At 38.4% G+C, this 14,573-nt stretch carries 19 protein-coding genes and 1 pseudogene; 9 read left to right on the forward strand and 11 right to left on the reverse strand.

Features of this window, described 5'->3' with window-relative positions:
* Positions 1-248: 248 nt before the first annotated feature.
* A complete protein-coding gene (locus G4Y78_RS30510) occupies positions 249-842 on the forward strand; it encodes a tyrosine-type recombinase/integrase (RefSeq protein WP_163836995.1) in 594 nt (197 codons plus the stop codon).
* 34 nt (positions 843-876) lie between these two features.
* Here G4Y78_RS30510 and G4Y78_RS30515 read toward each other — a convergent pair whose 3' ends face one another.
* Positions 877-2,613, reverse strand: a complete 1,737-nt coding sequence (locus G4Y78_RS30515) for a methyl-accepting chemotaxis protein (RefSeq protein ID WP_163836996.1) — start codon at positions 2,611-2,613, stop codon at positions 877-879.
* Positions 2,614-2,749: 136 nt separating this feature from the next.
* Between G4Y78_RS30515 and G4Y78_RS30520 the strand changes: the two genes are divergently transcribed.
* Positions 2,750-2,893 (forward strand): hypothetical protein, encoded by a 144-nt coding sequence (locus tag G4Y78_RS30520; protein ID WP_163836997.1) that lies wholly within the window; start codon positions 2,750-2,752, stop codon positions 2,891-2,893.
* A 284-nt stretch (positions 2,894-3,177) separates the two neighbouring features.
* Here the strand turns inward: G4Y78_RS30520 and G4Y78_RS31235 are convergent, their stop codons facing one another.
* The 3 genes and pseudogenes from G4Y78_RS31235 to G4Y78_RS31585 form a co-directional block, all read right to left on the reverse strand.
* Positions 3,178-3,462 carry a hypothetical protein gene (locus G4Y78_RS31235; RefSeq protein ID WP_230425797.1) on the reverse strand — a complete coding sequence of 95 codons (285 nt, stop codon included), beginning with the start codon at positions 3,460-3,462 and terminating at the stop codon, positions 3,178-3,180.
* A 530-nt stretch (positions 3,463-3,992) separates the two neighbouring features.
* Positions 3,993-4,784: a hypothetical protein gene (locus G4Y78_RS30525; RefSeq protein WP_163836998.1), complete on the reverse strand. Its 792-nt coding sequence runs from the start codon at positions 4,782-4,784 to the stop codon at positions 3,993-3,995.
* 350 nt (positions 4,785-5,134) lie between these two features.
* Positions 5,135-5,287: pseudogene (locus G4Y78_RS31585) on the reverse strand (excalibur calcium-binding domain-containing protein); the annotation flags it as partial.
* Positions 5,288-5,841: 554 nt separating this feature from the next.
* Between G4Y78_RS31585 and G4Y78_RS30535 the strand changes: the two are divergent.
* A complete protein-coding gene (locus G4Y78_RS30535; RefSeq protein WP_163836999.1) occupies positions 5,842-6,762 on the forward strand; it encodes a hypothetical protein in 921 nt (306 codons plus the stop codon).
* Between the two features lie 152 nt (positions 6,763-6,914).
* Here the strand turns inward: G4Y78_RS30535 and G4Y78_RS30540 are convergent, their stop codons facing one another.
* Together G4Y78_RS30540 and G4Y78_RS30545 are read right to left on the reverse strand one after the other, a co-directional pair.
* Positions 6,915-7,325: a hypothetical protein gene (locus tag G4Y78_RS30540; protein WP_163837000.1), complete on the reverse strand. Its 411-nt coding sequence runs from the start codon at positions 7,323-7,325 to the stop codon at positions 6,915-6,917.
* Positions 7,326-7,366: 41 nt separating this feature from the next.
* Positions 7,367-7,654 carry a hypothetical protein gene (locus G4Y78_RS30545; RefSeq protein ID WP_163837001.1) on the reverse strand — a complete coding sequence of 96 codons (288 nt, stop codon included), beginning with the start codon at positions 7,652-7,654 and terminating at the stop codon, positions 7,367-7,369.
* 205 nt (positions 7,655-7,859) lie between these two features.
* Between G4Y78_RS30545 and G4Y78_RS30550 the strand changes: the two genes are divergently transcribed.
* From G4Y78_RS30550 to G4Y78_RS30565, 4 genes are all read left to right on the forward strand, one after another.
* Complete coding sequence (locus G4Y78_RS30550; protein WP_163837002.1) at positions 7,860-8,171, forward strand: type II toxin-antitoxin system HigB family toxin; 312 nt, start codon at positions 7,860-7,862, stop codon at positions 8,169-8,171.
* A complete protein-coding gene (locus G4Y78_RS30555; RefSeq protein WP_163837003.1) occupies positions 8,168-8,596 on the forward strand; it encodes a helix-turn-helix domain-containing protein in 429 nt (142 codons plus the stop codon). Before G4Y78_RS30550 ends, G4Y78_RS30555 begins: the two co-directional genes overlap by 4 nt.
* A gap of 13 nt (positions 8,597-8,609) precedes the next feature.
* Positions 8,610-8,918, forward strand: a complete 309-nt coding sequence (gene nadS, locus G4Y78_RS30560) for a NadS family protein (protein ID WP_163837004.1) — start codon at positions 8,610-8,612, stop codon at positions 8,916-8,918.
* 145 nt (positions 8,919-9,063) lie between these two features.
* Positions 9,064-9,303: a hypothetical protein gene (locus G4Y78_RS30565; RefSeq protein ID WP_163837005.1), complete on the forward strand. Its 240-nt coding sequence runs from the start codon at positions 9,064-9,066 to the stop codon at positions 9,301-9,303.
* Between the two features lie 23 nt (positions 9,304-9,326).
* Here G4Y78_RS30565 and G4Y78_RS30570 read toward each other — a convergent pair whose 3' ends face one another.
* The 3 genes from G4Y78_RS30570 to G4Y78_RS30580 all read right to left on the reverse strand — a co-directional run bounded on the left by G4Y78_RS30570 (position 9,327) and on the right by G4Y78_RS30580 (position 11,610).
* Positions 9,327-10,439, reverse strand: a complete 1,113-nt coding sequence (locus G4Y78_RS30570; RefSeq protein WP_163837006.1) for a YrzE family protein — start codon at positions 10,437-10,439, stop codon at positions 9,327-9,329.
* 165 nt (positions 10,440-10,604) lie between these two features.
* Positions 10,605-10,958, reverse strand: coding sequence for a hypothetical protein (locus G4Y78_RS30575; RefSeq protein WP_163837007.1), 354 nt, complete (start codon positions 10,956-10,958; stop codon positions 10,605-10,607).
* Positions 10,942-11,610, reverse strand: a complete 669-nt coding sequence (locus G4Y78_RS30580) for an AAA family ATPase (protein ID WP_163837008.1) — start codon at positions 11,608-11,610, stop codon at positions 10,942-10,944. Before G4Y78_RS30580 ends, G4Y78_RS30575 begins: the two co-directional genes overlap by 17 nt.
* A gap of 302 nt (positions 11,611-11,912) precedes the next feature.
* Between G4Y78_RS30580 and G4Y78_RS30585 the strand changes: the two genes are divergently transcribed.
* Both G4Y78_RS30585 and G4Y78_RS30590 read left to right on the forward strand, forming a co-directional pair.
* Entirely contained in the window at positions 11,913-12,206 is a 294-nt protein-coding gene (locus G4Y78_RS30585; protein ID WP_163837009.1) for a MarR family winged helix-turn-helix transcriptional regulator, read from the forward strand.
* 121 nt (positions 12,207-12,327) lie between these two features.
* The gene (locus tag G4Y78_RS30590; RefSeq protein WP_163837010.1) at positions 12,328-13,029 is read left to right on the forward strand and encodes a substrate-binding periplasmic protein; all 702 of its coding nucleotides are present in this window, start codon (positions 12,328-12,330) and stop codon (positions 13,027-13,029) included.
* A 170-nt stretch (positions 13,030-13,199) separates the two neighbouring features.
* Here the strand turns inward: G4Y78_RS30590 and G4Y78_RS30595 are convergent, their stop codons facing one another.
* Entirely contained in the window at positions 13,200-13,958 is a 759-nt protein-coding gene (locus G4Y78_RS30595) for a transporter substrate-binding domain-containing protein (protein ID WP_163837011.1), read from the reverse strand.
* Between the two features lie 223 nt (positions 13,959-14,181).
* Positions 14,182-14,562, reverse strand: a complete 381-nt coding sequence (locus G4Y78_RS30600; RefSeq protein ID WP_163837012.1) for a hypothetical protein — start codon at positions 14,560-14,562, stop codon at positions 14,182-14,184.
* Positions 14,563-14,573 lie beyond the last annotated feature (11 nt).

Below are 14,573 nucleotides of genomic sequence, written 5' to 3' on the forward strand. Positions count from 1 at the left end.
TATTTTTAAAGTTAAATATTTTTGAATTGTCTATTATTTATTACATGTAATACAGCTTGTGTCTGGCCAAATTTCAACCCCTTCAAAACTCACTAACTTTTACCTTAAAGTTAGTGAGTTACTAAATCGCTACAAGCCTTACCAATCCTAGCCTACCGCCCATTTGGATGACATTTGACCTTGCCCCTCAACGAAAAACTGGTTAACTTACCTCAACTTTTGAGTAAAATACGACGAGTGACTAACTCATGGCAAAAGGTCAGAATCCGAACTATCCACGCAAAGGGTCACAAATCAAAGTCGAACCCATTCGCGACAAACGCGCCATCACCCGAATTAAAAAATTATTAGAAGATATACCACGAGAGAATTGTATTTTTACGTTGGGAATTAATACGGCATTTCGTGCCAATGAATTATTATCAATTCGTGCTCAGCAAGTGCACATGATCGAGCACGGTTCTTATTTAGATATTAAACAGAAAAAAACTAAAAAATATCGCAAGGTGGTACTGAACCAAGCCGCCACCGATGCAATACAACAACTACTGGCTAGCCGAGACTATGCACCTGACGACCTACTATTTCAGGGGCAACGCGGACCCATTACTGTACCCACTGTTAACCGGATGGTAAAGGAGTGGTGCCGTAACGTAGGACTCAAAGGCAACTACGGCAGCCACACCCTACGCAAGACCTGGGGCTACTGGCAGCGGAAAGGTAACAACGCCCCGGTGCCCGTGCTGATGGAAGCCTTTGGGCATGCTACGCAGAAACAAACCTTGGACTATTTAGGCATTGAAGAGAAGGAGATCCACGAGCTGTATTTGTATGAGATTTAGCTGCTAATAAAGGTGTAGATGCCTTGACTTAATCTCACACTTTAAATAGTTTTATTGAAACATTCATTTTGTCTGATGCATTTTTTAATTCTTCAGCTGATGCTTTTAAATCTGAAAAGCCAGACATGGCTTCTTCTGAATTGTGGTCAATATTAACAATATTAGAACTAACTTCCATACTCACAGATGTTTGCTCCTCTATTGCTGTAGCTATTGTTGAAGTGAGATTAGCGAGTAAATCCATTGATTGTGCGATATTTGTCAAAGCTGAATCAGCTTCTTCAATGATTCTAGTTGTTTCAGTAAGGCTTTCAGCACCTGATTGTATTGAGTTAACAGCATCTGATGCTTTAACTTGAAGTTGTTCAATCATTTCTTCGATTTCTAGGGTAGATTCTTGGGTTCTTTGAGCTAATGCGCGCACTTCATCTGCGACCACTGCAAAACCTCGTCCTTGATCTCCTGCACGGGCAGCCTCAATTGCTGCATTCAATGCCAATAGATTGGTTTGTTCAGCAACAGATTTGATGACAGTTAGTACACTACTGACTTTATTGCTTTCTTTTGCAAGTTCATTAATGACAGTAGATGTGGCATCAAACTCATTAGATAAGCTTTGAACTTGTTTTACCATGTCATTAATTACTCTCTTGCCATCATTTGCGTAATTATTCGTTTGATCTGAACAATTGCTTGCTTCTGATGTACTTTTAGCAATTTCATTTAATGTTGTGCTCATTTCCTCTATTGCAGTAGCAGCCATAGAAGTTTCAGACTTCTGTTGGCTACTCAGCTGGTGTCCTTTTTGGGTGAATGCAGTAATTGAATTAGCAAGAGATTGAACCAATGTACTAATTTTATTGATATCAGCAATAGCAGATCTAAAGTTTTTGGTCATTGTATTAACATACCTTGCGACTTGACTGATTTCATCATTACCATCTGACTTTAGTTCTAATGTTAGATTGGCATTATCACCAATATCCCGTAATACATCTGAAACATCTTTAATTGGCTTGCTGACTCTGCTTTGAATAATAAAAAAGCCTACTACTGCTAAAATTAACAGTAGTACCATGATTAACATGGCTAACTTAAGCTGATTTTTTACTGAGTCTTTTGTATTGTTCAAACTTTGCAGAGTACGATCTTCTAGTTGTTGGAAGAATTGGTCGATTGGGGCCATTATTTTGGCTTTTTCCTGATGATACTGTTCGCTATGTAATAGCTCTCTTGCTAACTTGAAATCAGGTTCTCCTTTAACGGTATACTGACCTGAAGTGTCTGCAAATTTGCCTTTAACAGCATTCATAGCTTTAACTTCCAGGCTTACAAGCGCATCTGAATTAGCTCTGGCGACTTCTAGTAGCTTGAACTCTTCTTCGGTAAAGTTTAGGGTTTGCATAATCGACTGGAGGCTTTCGGTTTTACCGTCAGGTCGTGGCTTATCACCATAGTTGATTATTAAATCCCAATAAATTTGATGATAGTTTTCTGGTCTAGGCTTTTTACCATTACGAATATCCAGAATGTCAAAATACATTTTCTCATACTTATTATCACCTGTTATGGCATATGTTCTACCTAAGCGGGTTAGGTCATCTGAGCTTTGGCGCAGTTCATCTGCTCTTAGGTATGATTCATAACGTATGTTTGCTGCATTAGTATATTTATCAACTTTAGCATTGAGGCTAAAAACCAAAACTGTTGCAAATATAATAAGCAGTACATTGACGCCACATATAAGAGCCATTAGTTTTTTAATAGTCATGGTTTACTTTTTAACTACTTGCTGATTACTTCATTTAAGAAGAATAGCTTACACATTGGAGTTTTGTATGAAATCTGAAGCTGTACTATAAGTCGTTAGTGAGCAAAAACTATCTTAATTACAAAGGACTGTAGTTATGAAAAAAATAATACTGACTTGTTTACTATTAGTGATAAGTCAACAAGGGATGATTGTCTCAGCTGAAGAGAAGTCTGATCAAAACGAAGTAAATGCTTTTTTCGACTTTAGCTTGTATAGCTTCATCACAATTAGCCTGTGAGACTGACTGTGGGGCTGTGTGCTCAAACTGTAGTTCAGCTTGTGACGCCGGACAGGAGGCTTCCAGTATTGCTATGATGGCTCTAATACTTGTGTAGCGCCTGTTGATGATTCCTGTTAAACCCTATCCCAATAGCTTTTGGCAACAGAATCACTCTCAAGTGTGGTTCACGATAAGGCTCAAGTCAGAATCACACTTCTCTTCCCATTAATGCTGCTGTGTAGCAAATCCCTAAGTGATTGATTTAGCTGGAATAAACCGACTAACTTTTATACAAAAGTTAGTCAGTTTTTGGTAACTTTGAATTTAGCTTTATATTCACTCACCATTTCTTCTGAGATATCTGAAGGGTAGCAATAAGGAGCATATCCACCCGCTCGGGTCCATGCACTGCGCTTTCCACAACTACTACCATTCCTAGCTGAATTATATGGGCACGGACAGCTAGCAGGATATGACTGGATAGAGTTTTGTATAATAAGCTGCTTAATTTGCTGGTCGGTTAACTCGTCTGCACAAGTATATATACTTGTGAAAACTAAAACTAAATAGAAAAAAACTCTTGTCATTGATATTGGTAAAGGGTGTAACTTATAAGGTTTTATAGCTACTTTTCCATAACTATCCATGTAGATTTTCACACTCCTTTATTGCATTCCAATATCGCTCATTTCCCTTATATTTATTGTCCTTGATATCAGAATTCCACAAGTAAGACTTACTGTCAGTGCATGTATCAAGTGCTGATTGCCCACAACCAGATAGAAAAATTATAATTAATAGAATTAGGTCAACTACCTTCATATTAAAAATTCTATTTCTATTTGGACATAGCCGCTTTATATAGTCGGATAGGCGACACCTCGCCTCTTCATCTTATTTCTCTTAACGTACGCCGCGTCCTTTAGCCCGCTGGGACTTAAACCACTATATAAATGTTAGTTTGTAAATAGTAGCTATCAACTTATTCCTTGTGAATACTAGTTGATTTTTATTTTCCTGCCAATTTGAATACTTCTGATCATACTAATTAAAGGTAGCTACCAGGATATATATATGACAGATTGGCTTCATGTTAGTCAGTATGTCAGTAAAAAACCTACTGCTGGTTGTTATGATATTTTCTATTGATCGTAAAGTTGTGCTCTTCTTTATCAACTGTTACTACTACTTGAAATGCTCCCTCGATCTTATGATTCATATCACGAGTGTCGGTTACTACAAGTCCACCATGACTTCCCCCTGGCATGATCGTTTGAGTCTGCATTACCAATTCTTCTACAAACTGACGACTAGATTGGGCTTGTATAGCAATGTTATTTAAGTTATTGCGGAAATTCTGATTATTTTGGTTTGCCAGGATTTGTGCTTTTGTAGGATCATAGGTGGTAGTGGTTGAGTAACCACTATAATTACCTGAAACATTACCTAACGTATTAATTGAGTATGGTGTATTTGCATAAGTACCATAACTATTTGAATTGTAAGATCCATAACCAGTCCCACTACTATATGTCGTTGAGGTAGAAGTAGCTGCACTTAGAGCGTTTAAAGCTCCTGCGATTGCAGTCCAGGCAGCAGCTTGTCGCTGTCTAGCTTCCTCAGCTTCGATTTCTAACATTATTTCATTGTAAGACTGTACTTTAACATTTTTTTGCGGCTGTCCAGGTGTATTATTGATGAACGTAACCTGAACATTATCGGGACTAACTGTAACTGGGTATTCCCCCATATTTTGGATAAATAAAACAAATGACGTTTTAGTATTTGAATAATATATTTCTTGATAAGGCGCTAAAGCTACAAAATGTTTTTTTTGAGAAATAATAGTTTTTTTACCATTATTATAGATTTCAGATTGATCAGAATATTTGACGGCATCTAATTTCACATAGTGCACTGTCATGCAACTTTGCAATAAAGGTAATACTCCTAATAATAATAGTGATATTAAAAATTTTATCATATTATTTTAAATAAACAGTTTTTTTGACAGAAGACTGCTGTTTCAATTTGTACAACATTCTATTTTTATTATAGATTGATAAAAAATGCACTGTTTATATAATTTGAGGCTTGATTGATATTTGTACAGGTAATTCTTGTCTCCTTCCTGCTCCCTCCCCAACCTATCTGACCTACAGTCCCTTCAAAACCTGCTGATAAGCTAGTTAGTAGGAGAAAAAAGCGACACAGAGTAGCCGTTGTTAGGCATAGGTAAGTTTCTAGTGAAACGGAGGTTTAAAAGCGAGAATCATTTTCACATGGTTTGCCATCATGATCACCATCCATTTTTGTATTAGGACAGTTTTTATTAAAAAACTCTGCTTCTGCTCTTGAGGTCATTTGGCTACAATATTCTCGGCCATCACATTTAAAATTATGAGTACTAGTATAGTTTGCAGTTGAAAAACTAATTTTATTAGGTTGAAGGAGTTGTGAATTTTTTGAAAAATGTGTCCATACACCTAGACAGATTGCTATTAGAATACAAAATTTTTTCATTAGATTACATCCATATTTCACTAGCCCATAAGCTATTAAAAATTCTAACAGCTTACGATGTGCTCCTTTCTTCATTATAGTTTTTCTGATGTAAGTGAGTTAGAGGTTTGCTGAGTGCTCTTTCTCCCACCCATACCCTTCAAGCCATTTCAAAACCAGCCGATAACTTCAGGAATCGGAGGATTTCATACAAAACCTGTAGTATGTTATCAAAAACCGTAATACGTATTCCTTATCTTGATATTGGCTAAATTAGTTTATTCTAAACAAAAATAGCCCATAGCCCCCAAAAACCGCCAAAAAACAGATGACGGGGACGCTGGGTGATGATGGTTTTATGACCAGCATGTCGTCTTTCTTAATTGCCGACAGCGGCCAGCCTTTTATAATACAGGTGCTATATAAAATGGTTGCTTTGAAAGTCTGTATAAGGAAGTTTAATAATGACATTAGCAAAGATTGTTTTGCTCGCTGCCCTCAGTGCAGCAACCTCGGTTCACGCCCTTGAAAACGTGGATATCAATACCTCCCTCTCTGCTGGTTATCGAATGGATGAACTTACCTGGAGTATTGCTACCAGTGGGATTGATGTGCTTTCGGAGTTGTCATGGGATGATATCGAAATTTATCAATTGTCCGGCCATGCGGATATGACCATCCATTTTGATAGCCAAGAGGCATCACAGCTGTATACCGAACTGGACATTAATTACGGTAAAATCAAAGATGGCGAAAACCGGGATTCAGACTACGCCAGCTCAGGTAAAAATAACGAATTCAGCCGCTCCTATTCGGATACCGAGGATAGCCATGTCAGGGATTACAGCATTGGTTTCGGCTTACCTATACCTCTCGCAGAGACTGATTATTTTAATCTTACGCTGACCCCGTTAATTGGTTATTCGTATCATGCCCAGCACATAGACGATACTGACGTTAGGGGCGTTATTCCATCATCGAGCTTTACCGCAGGCGATGTCACCAGTTATGACACTGAATGGGAAGGTCCTTGGGCAGGTGTCCATATCCAAGATACTACCGCTGATCGCATTCTGGCTTTCCGCTTTCAGTATCACGATTATGACTATGATGCCGTCGCTGACTGGAAATTACGCACGGATTTTCAGCACCCCAAAAGCTTTACCCATAAAGCCAATGGCAATGGCTATACCATTAAATTGAGCTACTCAAAATTCCTGACCAATCAGCTCACCTTAGATGTTGCGATTGACTACAAATATTTTGAAACAGACGCTGGAAAGGATAAAACGTTCTTCGCAGATGGAACCACTTCAACTATTAAACTAAATGAAGTGGAATGGGAAAGTTATGCAGTCAATGTCGGCGCGACCTATCGTTTGTGACATACGATGTTCCACGGGAAACAATTATGTAGCACTGCTACACAGCAAGAGGTGTACAAAACTTGTACTGTCGGTGGGTTTTTGTTAGTGTTGGCCAGCCTTGTACTGGCCATAACAGTAAGGGGTGCTAGGGGGGCTGAGCCTCCTAGCTATTATTGAAAAATGGCCAACACTGGTATTACATCTTGTGGCACTTGCCCAGTCATAACCAGAAACTTACGCCATACACCATACGGCACTTTGTTTTTACCCTGTTTAAACTCCCTTACACGCCGATCACTGGTTACACCTAATAATTCAGCTAATCGCTTGTCTGAGTTATAAGCAGAGAAACAACTCTGAAAGTGCCGAAAATAAGCACCAACAATATCAGGGTGTGGCGGTTCCCAGCCTTCAGTTTCTCTAAGCAAATGGGTATTAGGGTATTTGCTTTCGTCAATTTCGGTCTGCTTAGGCATAATAGGTGCCTTAAGGTTTGCGTTAAGTTGACGAATAGCAGCCTTATTACCTTCCTCTAAAATAATTTTCTTTTGCTCATCAATGCTAGGTAAATCGATTTTCATTGCCTCTAACCCTTTAAAAGTTGGGGCTTTCGCCCCTCCCTTTATTGTGGCACCAGAGTAATTTGCTTTACGTCTGAAACCCTGATGTTAACTAGACTCAAAGAACCTGTTGCTTTTGGTTCCCATTGTCCCGTCGAGTGTATGTAATGAAACACATAATAAAGGTAGTCAGGTAATAGTAAATCAATCCTTTCTACCCTTACCCCAATATGCTCGGGGTTAAACTCGCGGGTGGGTTGACCACAGGCTTTTGCTGAGCCTCGACGAACTAACCAAAAATGCGCTTCAGGAAAGTTAGTCTTAATAGTTGCAACATCTGAAAGTCTCATTCCGCTTACTACCTGGTGGCATCAACTAGCCCCCTCGGGAATGAGTGGCTTTCTGTGTGCCACCGTTGAGCGACATATTAGGCGAAATTCGCCTAATGATCAATTGATTTTAAAGGTGGAAAAGGAATTTTTTATAGAAAAATTCAGTTGACAATATGTCAACTCTGATTTAGGGTTGACAATATGTCAACCAAGGTTAAAATGTATGCATATAATTTCAAAGCGTCCATTTAATGAAGCTGCCAGGAAATACCCCAATGAGCGGCAAGCAATTATGGACCTGTATAGGGTGCTAAAACGGGCAACATTTAATAGCCCTGATGAAATGAGAAAGCTATTCCCTTCTCTAGATAACTTTAAATACAAAGATAAATGGTGGGTGATTGATATAGGAGGTAATAATTTAAGGCTGATTGCCTTTATTGAGTTTGTGCAAAATAGAATGTATGTGAAGCACATAGTTACCCATAAAGAATACGACAGGTTAACCCAACGATATAAACGAGGTGAGTTATGATTAATCCAGAAGTAAAAAACGCCTTTGAAAGCTTTGCTTCAGTCGCTGCACCTTATTTACATATCGTTGATGAGGAACACTACGAAGACGCCTTAGCGCTAGTTGAAGAACTGCTAGAAGAAGTTAGCGACAACCCGGACGACCCAAAAAACACGCTTATTGATATGCTAAGCAAGTCAATTGGTGAATATGAAGACAAGGACGAAGCATTAGCCAAGTTCGAGAAAAAAGCACACAAGGGACCGGCTGACATTGCTATGTTAAGACTGATAATTGATCAGCACCAGCTGACACTTTCAGATTTTCCCGAAATTGGCGATAAAACCTTGATGTCTAAAATTCTCAAAGGCGAACGTAACCTAACCAAACAACACATCATTGCTTTAAGCAACAGGTTTGGTATTAGCCCAGGGCTGTTTTTTTAATAAAGGTTTTACTATGGACAAAAAACAATTTGATGAGCTTCTAGAAAGTGCACAGGAAGTAGATGACATAATTGAAGGCAAAAAAGCAGCTGTTAGAATAACAGAGTATCCAGAGCCTGATGTTAAAGCTATTCGTGAAAAGCTGGGCCTTAACCAAGATAACTTTGCCATGCTAATTGGTATAAGCAAGCGTACTCTTAAAAATTGGGAGCAAGGGCGTAGACACCCTACTGGACCAGCAAAAGCGTTATTGCGGATTTTTGCGGTTAACCCAGAGCTAGCTGTTAAATCGCTGCGCTCTCAACCGTTTTCTAATTTGTAAGGCGGATTATTCCGCCTTTCGTTATATTCTTATTTTCCAGAGTAATAATAGTGGTTTAGTGAAATATTCTAGTTAAAGAATATTCACTGTTTTTCTATATTTTTTGGTGATAAAAATAATTCTTTAACTTTAATGAGGTTTTCATATGATATTTGTTCCAATACAAAAAGAAAAAGGTAGTTCTCTTACTTCGATTACTGGTTTTTATTATTTAGTACTAGATGAAGCTGCTCGGGCAAGCTGTTCTCTAGTCCATAACGAATACTGGCTTCGTAAATATTATATGTTTGAGACGTTAAAAACCTTGATATTAAGTCAGCAGGTAAATATACCAGAAAATTTTGGCGAAGAATTTGAGACATTTAAAGTGTCTCAAGCCAAATAAGCGTGACTGAATCACGCTTATTGCTATGCTGCCCGATAAAACAACTTAGTATCAGTATCCTGCACAACTAGCCCGTCTCTCATTAGCCACCTGTAGTGTTTATCAACGGTTTTCTGACCAAGCTGAAAAGCCTTCATCATTTGCCGTTTATAGACACCCTCCCCTACATCCAACTTTGAAACGGCTTCTTTAACAATGGCGTACTTTTCTAAAGCGGAAGCTCGCTTGATGTTGATTACATTTGACTCAACAGGCAACTCCAGTTGTGTAGTTTCAACAACTGGGGTGTCACTCTTTTCAGGCTTCACTACTGTTAACTTGGGTGGCGTTGGTTTGGGCTTTTCCAGAGTGACACTCTTCTTAGGCTTGGGCTTTCTGGGCTTTGGCGGGGTGACACCCTCCTCCATCTTGGTTGCTTGTGGTTTCTTCTTAACCAATGATGCCTTGAATTGGTTTTCCTCACGGATCAACTCAATAAAGAAGCTAGCCACCAAATCGAGCAGAACAGCTAGCAGTATGAACACATACACCTGAACTGTTGCCTTGTCTTTACCAACCGCCGTGGCAATAGCACCAAGTAACGCCGTCATAGGTGTCTCATGGGCAACACCTACCGTATTGATTTGCTCTTGCATGTCTGCTGCTTGTTGGCGCAAAGCCTTATTCTTTTGCTGCAATGGCTGAGCAAAGTTTTTGATTCGATTCAAAGCAATGTACTTATCAATGGCTTTCTGATTCTCTGCAATCTCATCTAACAACAACTGTCGTTGCTCAATGAGTGACACCCTTTTTTGCTCTTGCTCAGCAATGTTTGCTTGAACTCGTTGAGTGTCACTCTGTAGGCCACCTATTGAACCCAAGATGCTAGCTGTTGCAAGAGTGACAAATAAAAGAGTGGCACTTAGTGCACCCATCCAATCTTTGCGCTGCTTGCGTCGTGCGATCTCTGGCAAGGCCATGAACTTGGCTAACTCAAACGCTAAAGCTAAACCAGCAAACAGAGCACTGTAGTAGTTGTTCTCTGAAATGCTCCAGAACAATAGAACGGACAAAGCTATAGATAGAGTGACACTCAGTGTCGCCCCGGTGTAGGCAAATAAGAGTTGCAACCTAGTTTTAGGGTGGCGGTGTTGCATGGTGAGCACCTTTAATTCGCTTTCCATGTACATTGAATGTAAATTACATGCAAAATAAATTCGCTGTTAATGTGGATTAAAATTACTAAGATTTAAGAAGTTAAAGGAAGCCAATGCATAGCAAATTTAAAGTACATGCAGATTGCATATGCATTGAATGTGGTTTTAATCTTTATTTAATTCATCTAAAAACTTTTGCAAAACCTTTTCCCTAAAAAGCTTCCGGCCTAATTTTCGGCCTGACCTTTCATGAGGGTCATTGTCTACAATCCAGTTCCATACAGCTAATTCATATTCAGTAACTGGAAACTGAATATGTCTTGTTGCCTTAGCTTTTGGAGATGAATCAAATTGCTCCCAAGGATAGTGGCTTTCACTTTCTTGTGGGGCAGGTTCTTTTTGTCCATCTGCAGCAGCGTTTGCAAATTTTTCAATAGCAGACTCATCAACAGCATTTTTGTCTGCAAGTGCTTTATTTTGGTTTTTAATTTTATCTTTGATATCAAGCAGCGAGCTCATGACCTGCTATCTCCTGAAGTAAAAGCTGGATACAGGCTTTTGCATTGTTAGTAGGCATTTCTAATACACTTCTGCCTTCGTCTAATGCATCGCGAAAAACTTTTAGTTCTCTAATGACCACATTAGATAGCTCTAAATAGTCACTGATGTCTTTATCCCCTAATAACTCTTTAGCACGTTTTAGCTCTCTGCCTCCGGGGATGTTTGGGGCTCTAGATATAATTGCTTTGCTAGTTAGCGTAGGGTTGTAGTCTTTTGCCTCAGCTATATTTGTACATAAATCGGGCAGTGTTTCTAAGTCGGCCCTTGATACTTGAAAGGGAACATAAAACAAGTTGGCTACAGTTAGTGCGGTACGAAATGCCCTTGAGTCCCAGCCTCCAGCGTCAACGACAACAACATCGTACCTTTTAGCTCTGTCTAAGAGATCATGTCGTATATTTCCGGTGCGCTGATCACAAAAAACTTGTGGTATGTTCTCACCGCTGTCTATTAATGAGTTTCTACGCTCAACCCATTTCGCTGAAGTTGCTTGCGGATCTGCATCAACTAGCAAAACATCAAGACCTGATTGTATAAAGCCAACTGTTAAATTTTGTGCAATTGTGGATTTGCCTGGACCGCCTTTGAGCCCACCAACTAAGATAATCATAGATTCCCCCCACACCTAATGTATAAATAATATACATTAAATGTTCATATAATGCACATTCAGTATAAATATAATTCACTTTTAAATTAAATTCAAATTCGTTATGTATTAAATGTGCATGTAAAGTGCATGTAATTGAAATATAGATAGTTTTAGTTTGAATGTAAGTTGCATGTACTTCGAATGTGGATTTGTTAAAAGGTATAAAGTTGACAGTGGCAGCCTCATAGCCCTTGCTATTCGTCAGCTCTCTGCCATTATTATTGGTACTTCAACCTGAAACAAAACTATAAGAAGTATCAATGATGATTACAAAAAAACTTACCAAGCTATCACAAGAACATCCACGCATAACTATTCGAACCCTAGCCACCCTGATGAGCATTAATGACAATGAAGGCTGCTCAGTTTCCGAGCTATCTCAATTCATGGGTGTTAATGAGAAAAACGTGGCAACCACTATCCGTCGTTTGGAAGAGGGGAGGGATTCAGCAGGTAGCGTTAAGCTAATCAAAGTTAAGCAGAATAAAGACGACAAACGCTTTAAGTTGGTTTGGTTGACAGCTAAGGGTAAGGCGTTGTTGAAGAAGTTGTAACTGAAACTGTGAAATCAATTGGGGTGTGATAATGCATTATTTGTATAGGTTCCTCCTTTTGGTGCTTAGCATCTCTTTTCTACTCAGTTCAAAATTATCTGCATGCAGTAAAGAAAGCTATATGATTGGATATAGTGAGTTTTTCCCATTTATGTATACAACAGAAGGCTCTGAGGTAAAAGGGCTGGATATCAAGCTGGTAAGAAAAGTATTTGAGAAAGCGGGTTGTAAAATAGAGCTTGTCAATATGCCTTGGTCCCGTATTGTTATGGGGCTAAAAAATGGGGTGCCTGATGTAGCCTTGGTTGCTTCAAAAACTAAAGAACGATCTATGTATGCTTATTTCTCGGTACCTTATCGAAATGAGCAAATGCGTTTCATGATTAGAAAGAACGAAGCGCCCAAGTGGCCAATACAAAGTTTGCAAGATGTAATTAAATATAAAATGCGAATAGCAGTAGTTTTGAGTAATTGGTTTGGTGAAGAATTTGATGAGCTTAAGAAAAATAAAGAATTTAAAAGTTTAATTAGTGGCGTTACAGAAGTTTCAAACCGTTTTTCTATGCTTTCTTTAAAGCGAATTGATGCAATACTACATGATAAGGTATATCTCACAGCAATGGCAAAAAAACTAGGTAAATATGATGATATTGAATTTTTGCCATTTGTAGTTAATGATGACCCCGTTCATTTTATGTTTAGTAAGAAGACAACGCCAAAAACAGATTTGGAATTAATTAATCAAATGCTAAAGGAGTTTAAAAAAACACCTGAATATAGGGAGCTTTTTGGTGATATGAAAACTCACTTTAGTAAGGATTAGTTTTACCAGAATACTGCTTCACCTGATGCGTTAGGTGTTGGTGAAGCAGTTTTGATGTTGAAAGTGCAAACCACTGCCATTTCCTCCGTTCTAGAGGAGTGCCTTTGACACTTGTAACCATTATCCAGTGTAGTGAGAAAAGATAGTTTCGTTCATTCTTGTGATGAAAGTTATGGATCAATTTTCCATTTTTTTGTGATGGAGTTAATATCAACTATACGTAACCATTTGTTTACCTTTGAAAGTAGGTTGTTACTGACTTTTGGGAGCATATAAACTTTATAACTGGATGTTCCAGTAAAGGGGGTATCATTTGCTACGCAAAGCTTACCTTTATGTAACCTGCTTTGATAGCGTGCTTCAATAAGGTCTGTTACCATAACATCTGCTTTATTTTCCAAAATCATACCAAAGGGGACATAGTTATTTTTTGTATTAATAACATGAGACTGAAGTAGTCTTGATTTAACAAATTTTTCATTTGTTCCACCAGGATTAACGACAACTCTAACAGAAGATTGATTAATTAATTCTTCATTAAGATAGTTATTAATATCGTCACAGCGTACTAGAGCTACTTTACCATTATCAATTACTTTATTTGTTAACAGGAAGTCCTTTGCTCTAGACTGAGTATATGTTATTCCACCCATTGCTATGTCAAACTTATCCTCTTTTAGATCCTGTGATAAAGTAGGCCATGAAGTTTTAACAAACTGGATTTTTACATTTAAGTGTTTACCTAAAGCCTCTGCCATATCAATTGCAAATCCATTTAGCTGTCCCTGTTCATTAGCAAAACTGATAGGTGCGTAATCTCCTGTTGTTCCTACCCGTAAAGTACTATCTCTATCATCAATGAAATCTGCATTGCAGATACTTTGTATACAAAATAGAGAGAAAATAAATAAATATTTTAAAAACTTCATTGAGTACCACCAAAAAATTTGCTTTAAAAAGTGCAAAATATACATATATTAAGTGAATTAAACCACTGCAATTTCTGAATTTCGTACCGACGTTCTAAGCCTTGTCCTCTCACGCCTAAAACCATCATCTGGTAAGATCATAGTCAGGCAGAGCAGCTAAAGGTAAGGCGTTGTTGAAGCGGTTGGGTGATTTGCTACCCCACCAGCTGGTGGGGTAGGGTGGTTAGTTTTCAATATGTTCTATTTGATTTTCAGAATCTAAATTATCACTCTTAGTTAAAGTAAAGCAGCCTGAAGTACCATCCCAGTTGCGCATAATGCCTCTATATCTGTCAAAAGACTCTTTTCGACCAGAGTAAGTAGTGGGGTAGTCGCTATTTGGAGAGTAAAAAAGCAAAATGAGCATATTTCCAGAATCTAAATATACTCCATGTGGAGACCCGTCTACACGTTTCCAAGTACCATCAGTTTTGAATCTATAGCGTGCATCTGCACTAGTTCCATCACAATTATAGTCGTACTTTAAAGACCATTCTCCCGACATATCAGCAAAAGAGGTATTTACAAAAGCTAATAGTGATAATCCTAAAAGATATTTTTTCATGCAAAACGTCC

This window comes from Spartinivicinus ruber (assembly GCF_011009015.1).
GTDB classification, from domain to species: domain Bacteria; phylum Pseudomonadota; class Gammaproteobacteria; order Pseudomonadales; family Zooshikellaceae; genus Spartinivicinus; species Spartinivicinus ruber.

Coding starts and splice junctions, on each gene's coding strand:
- G4Y78_RS30585 (WP_163837009.1), top strand. CDS start 11,913: ATGATGATTACAAAAAAACTTACCAAGCTATCACAAGAACATCCACGC.
- G4Y78_RS30555 (WP_163837003.1), top strand. CDS start 8,168: ATGATTAATCCAGAAGTAAAAAACGCCTTTGAAAGCTTTGCTTCAGTC.
- G4Y78_RS30580 (WP_163837008.1), bottom strand. CDS start 11,610: ATGATTATCTTAGTTGGTGGGCTCAAAGGCGGTCCAGGCAAATCCACA.
- G4Y78_RS30595 (WP_163837011.1), bottom strand. CDS start 13,958: ATGAAGTTTTTAAAATATTTATTTATTTTCTCTCTATTTTGTATACAA.
- G4Y78_RS30510 (WP_163836995.1), top strand. CDS start 249: ATGGCAAAAGGTCAGAATCCGAACTATCCACGCAAAGGGTCACAAATC.
- G4Y78_RS30550 (WP_163837002.1), top strand. CDS start 7,860: ATGCATATAATTTCAAAGCGTCCATTTAATGAAGCTGCCAGGAAATAC.
- G4Y78_RS30590 (WP_163837010.1), top strand. CDS start 12,328: ATGATTGGATATAGTGAGTTTTTCCCATTTATGTATACAACAGAAGGC.
- G4Y78_RS30535 (WP_163836999.1), top strand. CDS start 5,842: ATGACATTAGCAAAGATTGTTTTGCTCGCTGCCCTCAGTGCAGCAACC.
- G4Y78_RS30540 (WP_163837000.1), bottom strand. CDS start 7,325: ATGAAAATCGATTTACCTAGCATTGATGAGCAAAAGAAAATTATTTTA.
- G4Y78_RS30515 (WP_163836996.1), bottom strand. CDS start 2,613: ATGACTATTAAAAAACTAATGGCTCTTATATGTGGCGTCAATGTACTG.
- G4Y78_RS30545 (WP_163837001.1), bottom strand. CDS start 7,654: ATGAGACTTTCAGATGTTGCAACTATTAAGACTAACTTTCCTGAAGCG.
- G4Y78_RS30570 (WP_163837006.1), bottom strand. CDS start 10,439: ATGCAACACCGCCACCCTAAAACTAGGTTGCAACTCTTATTTGCCTAC.
- G4Y78_RS30520 (WP_163836997.1), top strand. CDS start 2,750: ATGAAAAAAATAATACTGACTTGTTTACTATTAGTGATAAGTCAACAA.
- G4Y78_RS30565 (WP_163837005.1), top strand. CDS start 9,064: ATGATATTTGTTCCAATACAAAAAGAAAAAGGTAGTTCTCTTACTTCG.
- G4Y78_RS30600 (WP_163837012.1), bottom strand. CDS start 14,562: ATGAAAAAATATCTTTTAGGATTATCACTATTAGCTTTTGTAAATACC.
- G4Y78_RS30575 (WP_163837007.1), bottom strand. CDS start 10,958: ATGAGCTCGCTGCTTGATATCAAAGATAAAATTAAAAACCAAAATAAA.
- nadS (WP_163837004.1), top strand. CDS start 8,610: ATGGACAAAAAACAATTTGATGAGCTTCTAGAAAGTGCACAGGAAGTA.
- G4Y78_RS31235 (WP_230425797.1), bottom strand. CDS start 3,462: ATGACAAGAGTTTTTTTCTATTTAGTTTTAGTTTTCACAAGTATATAT.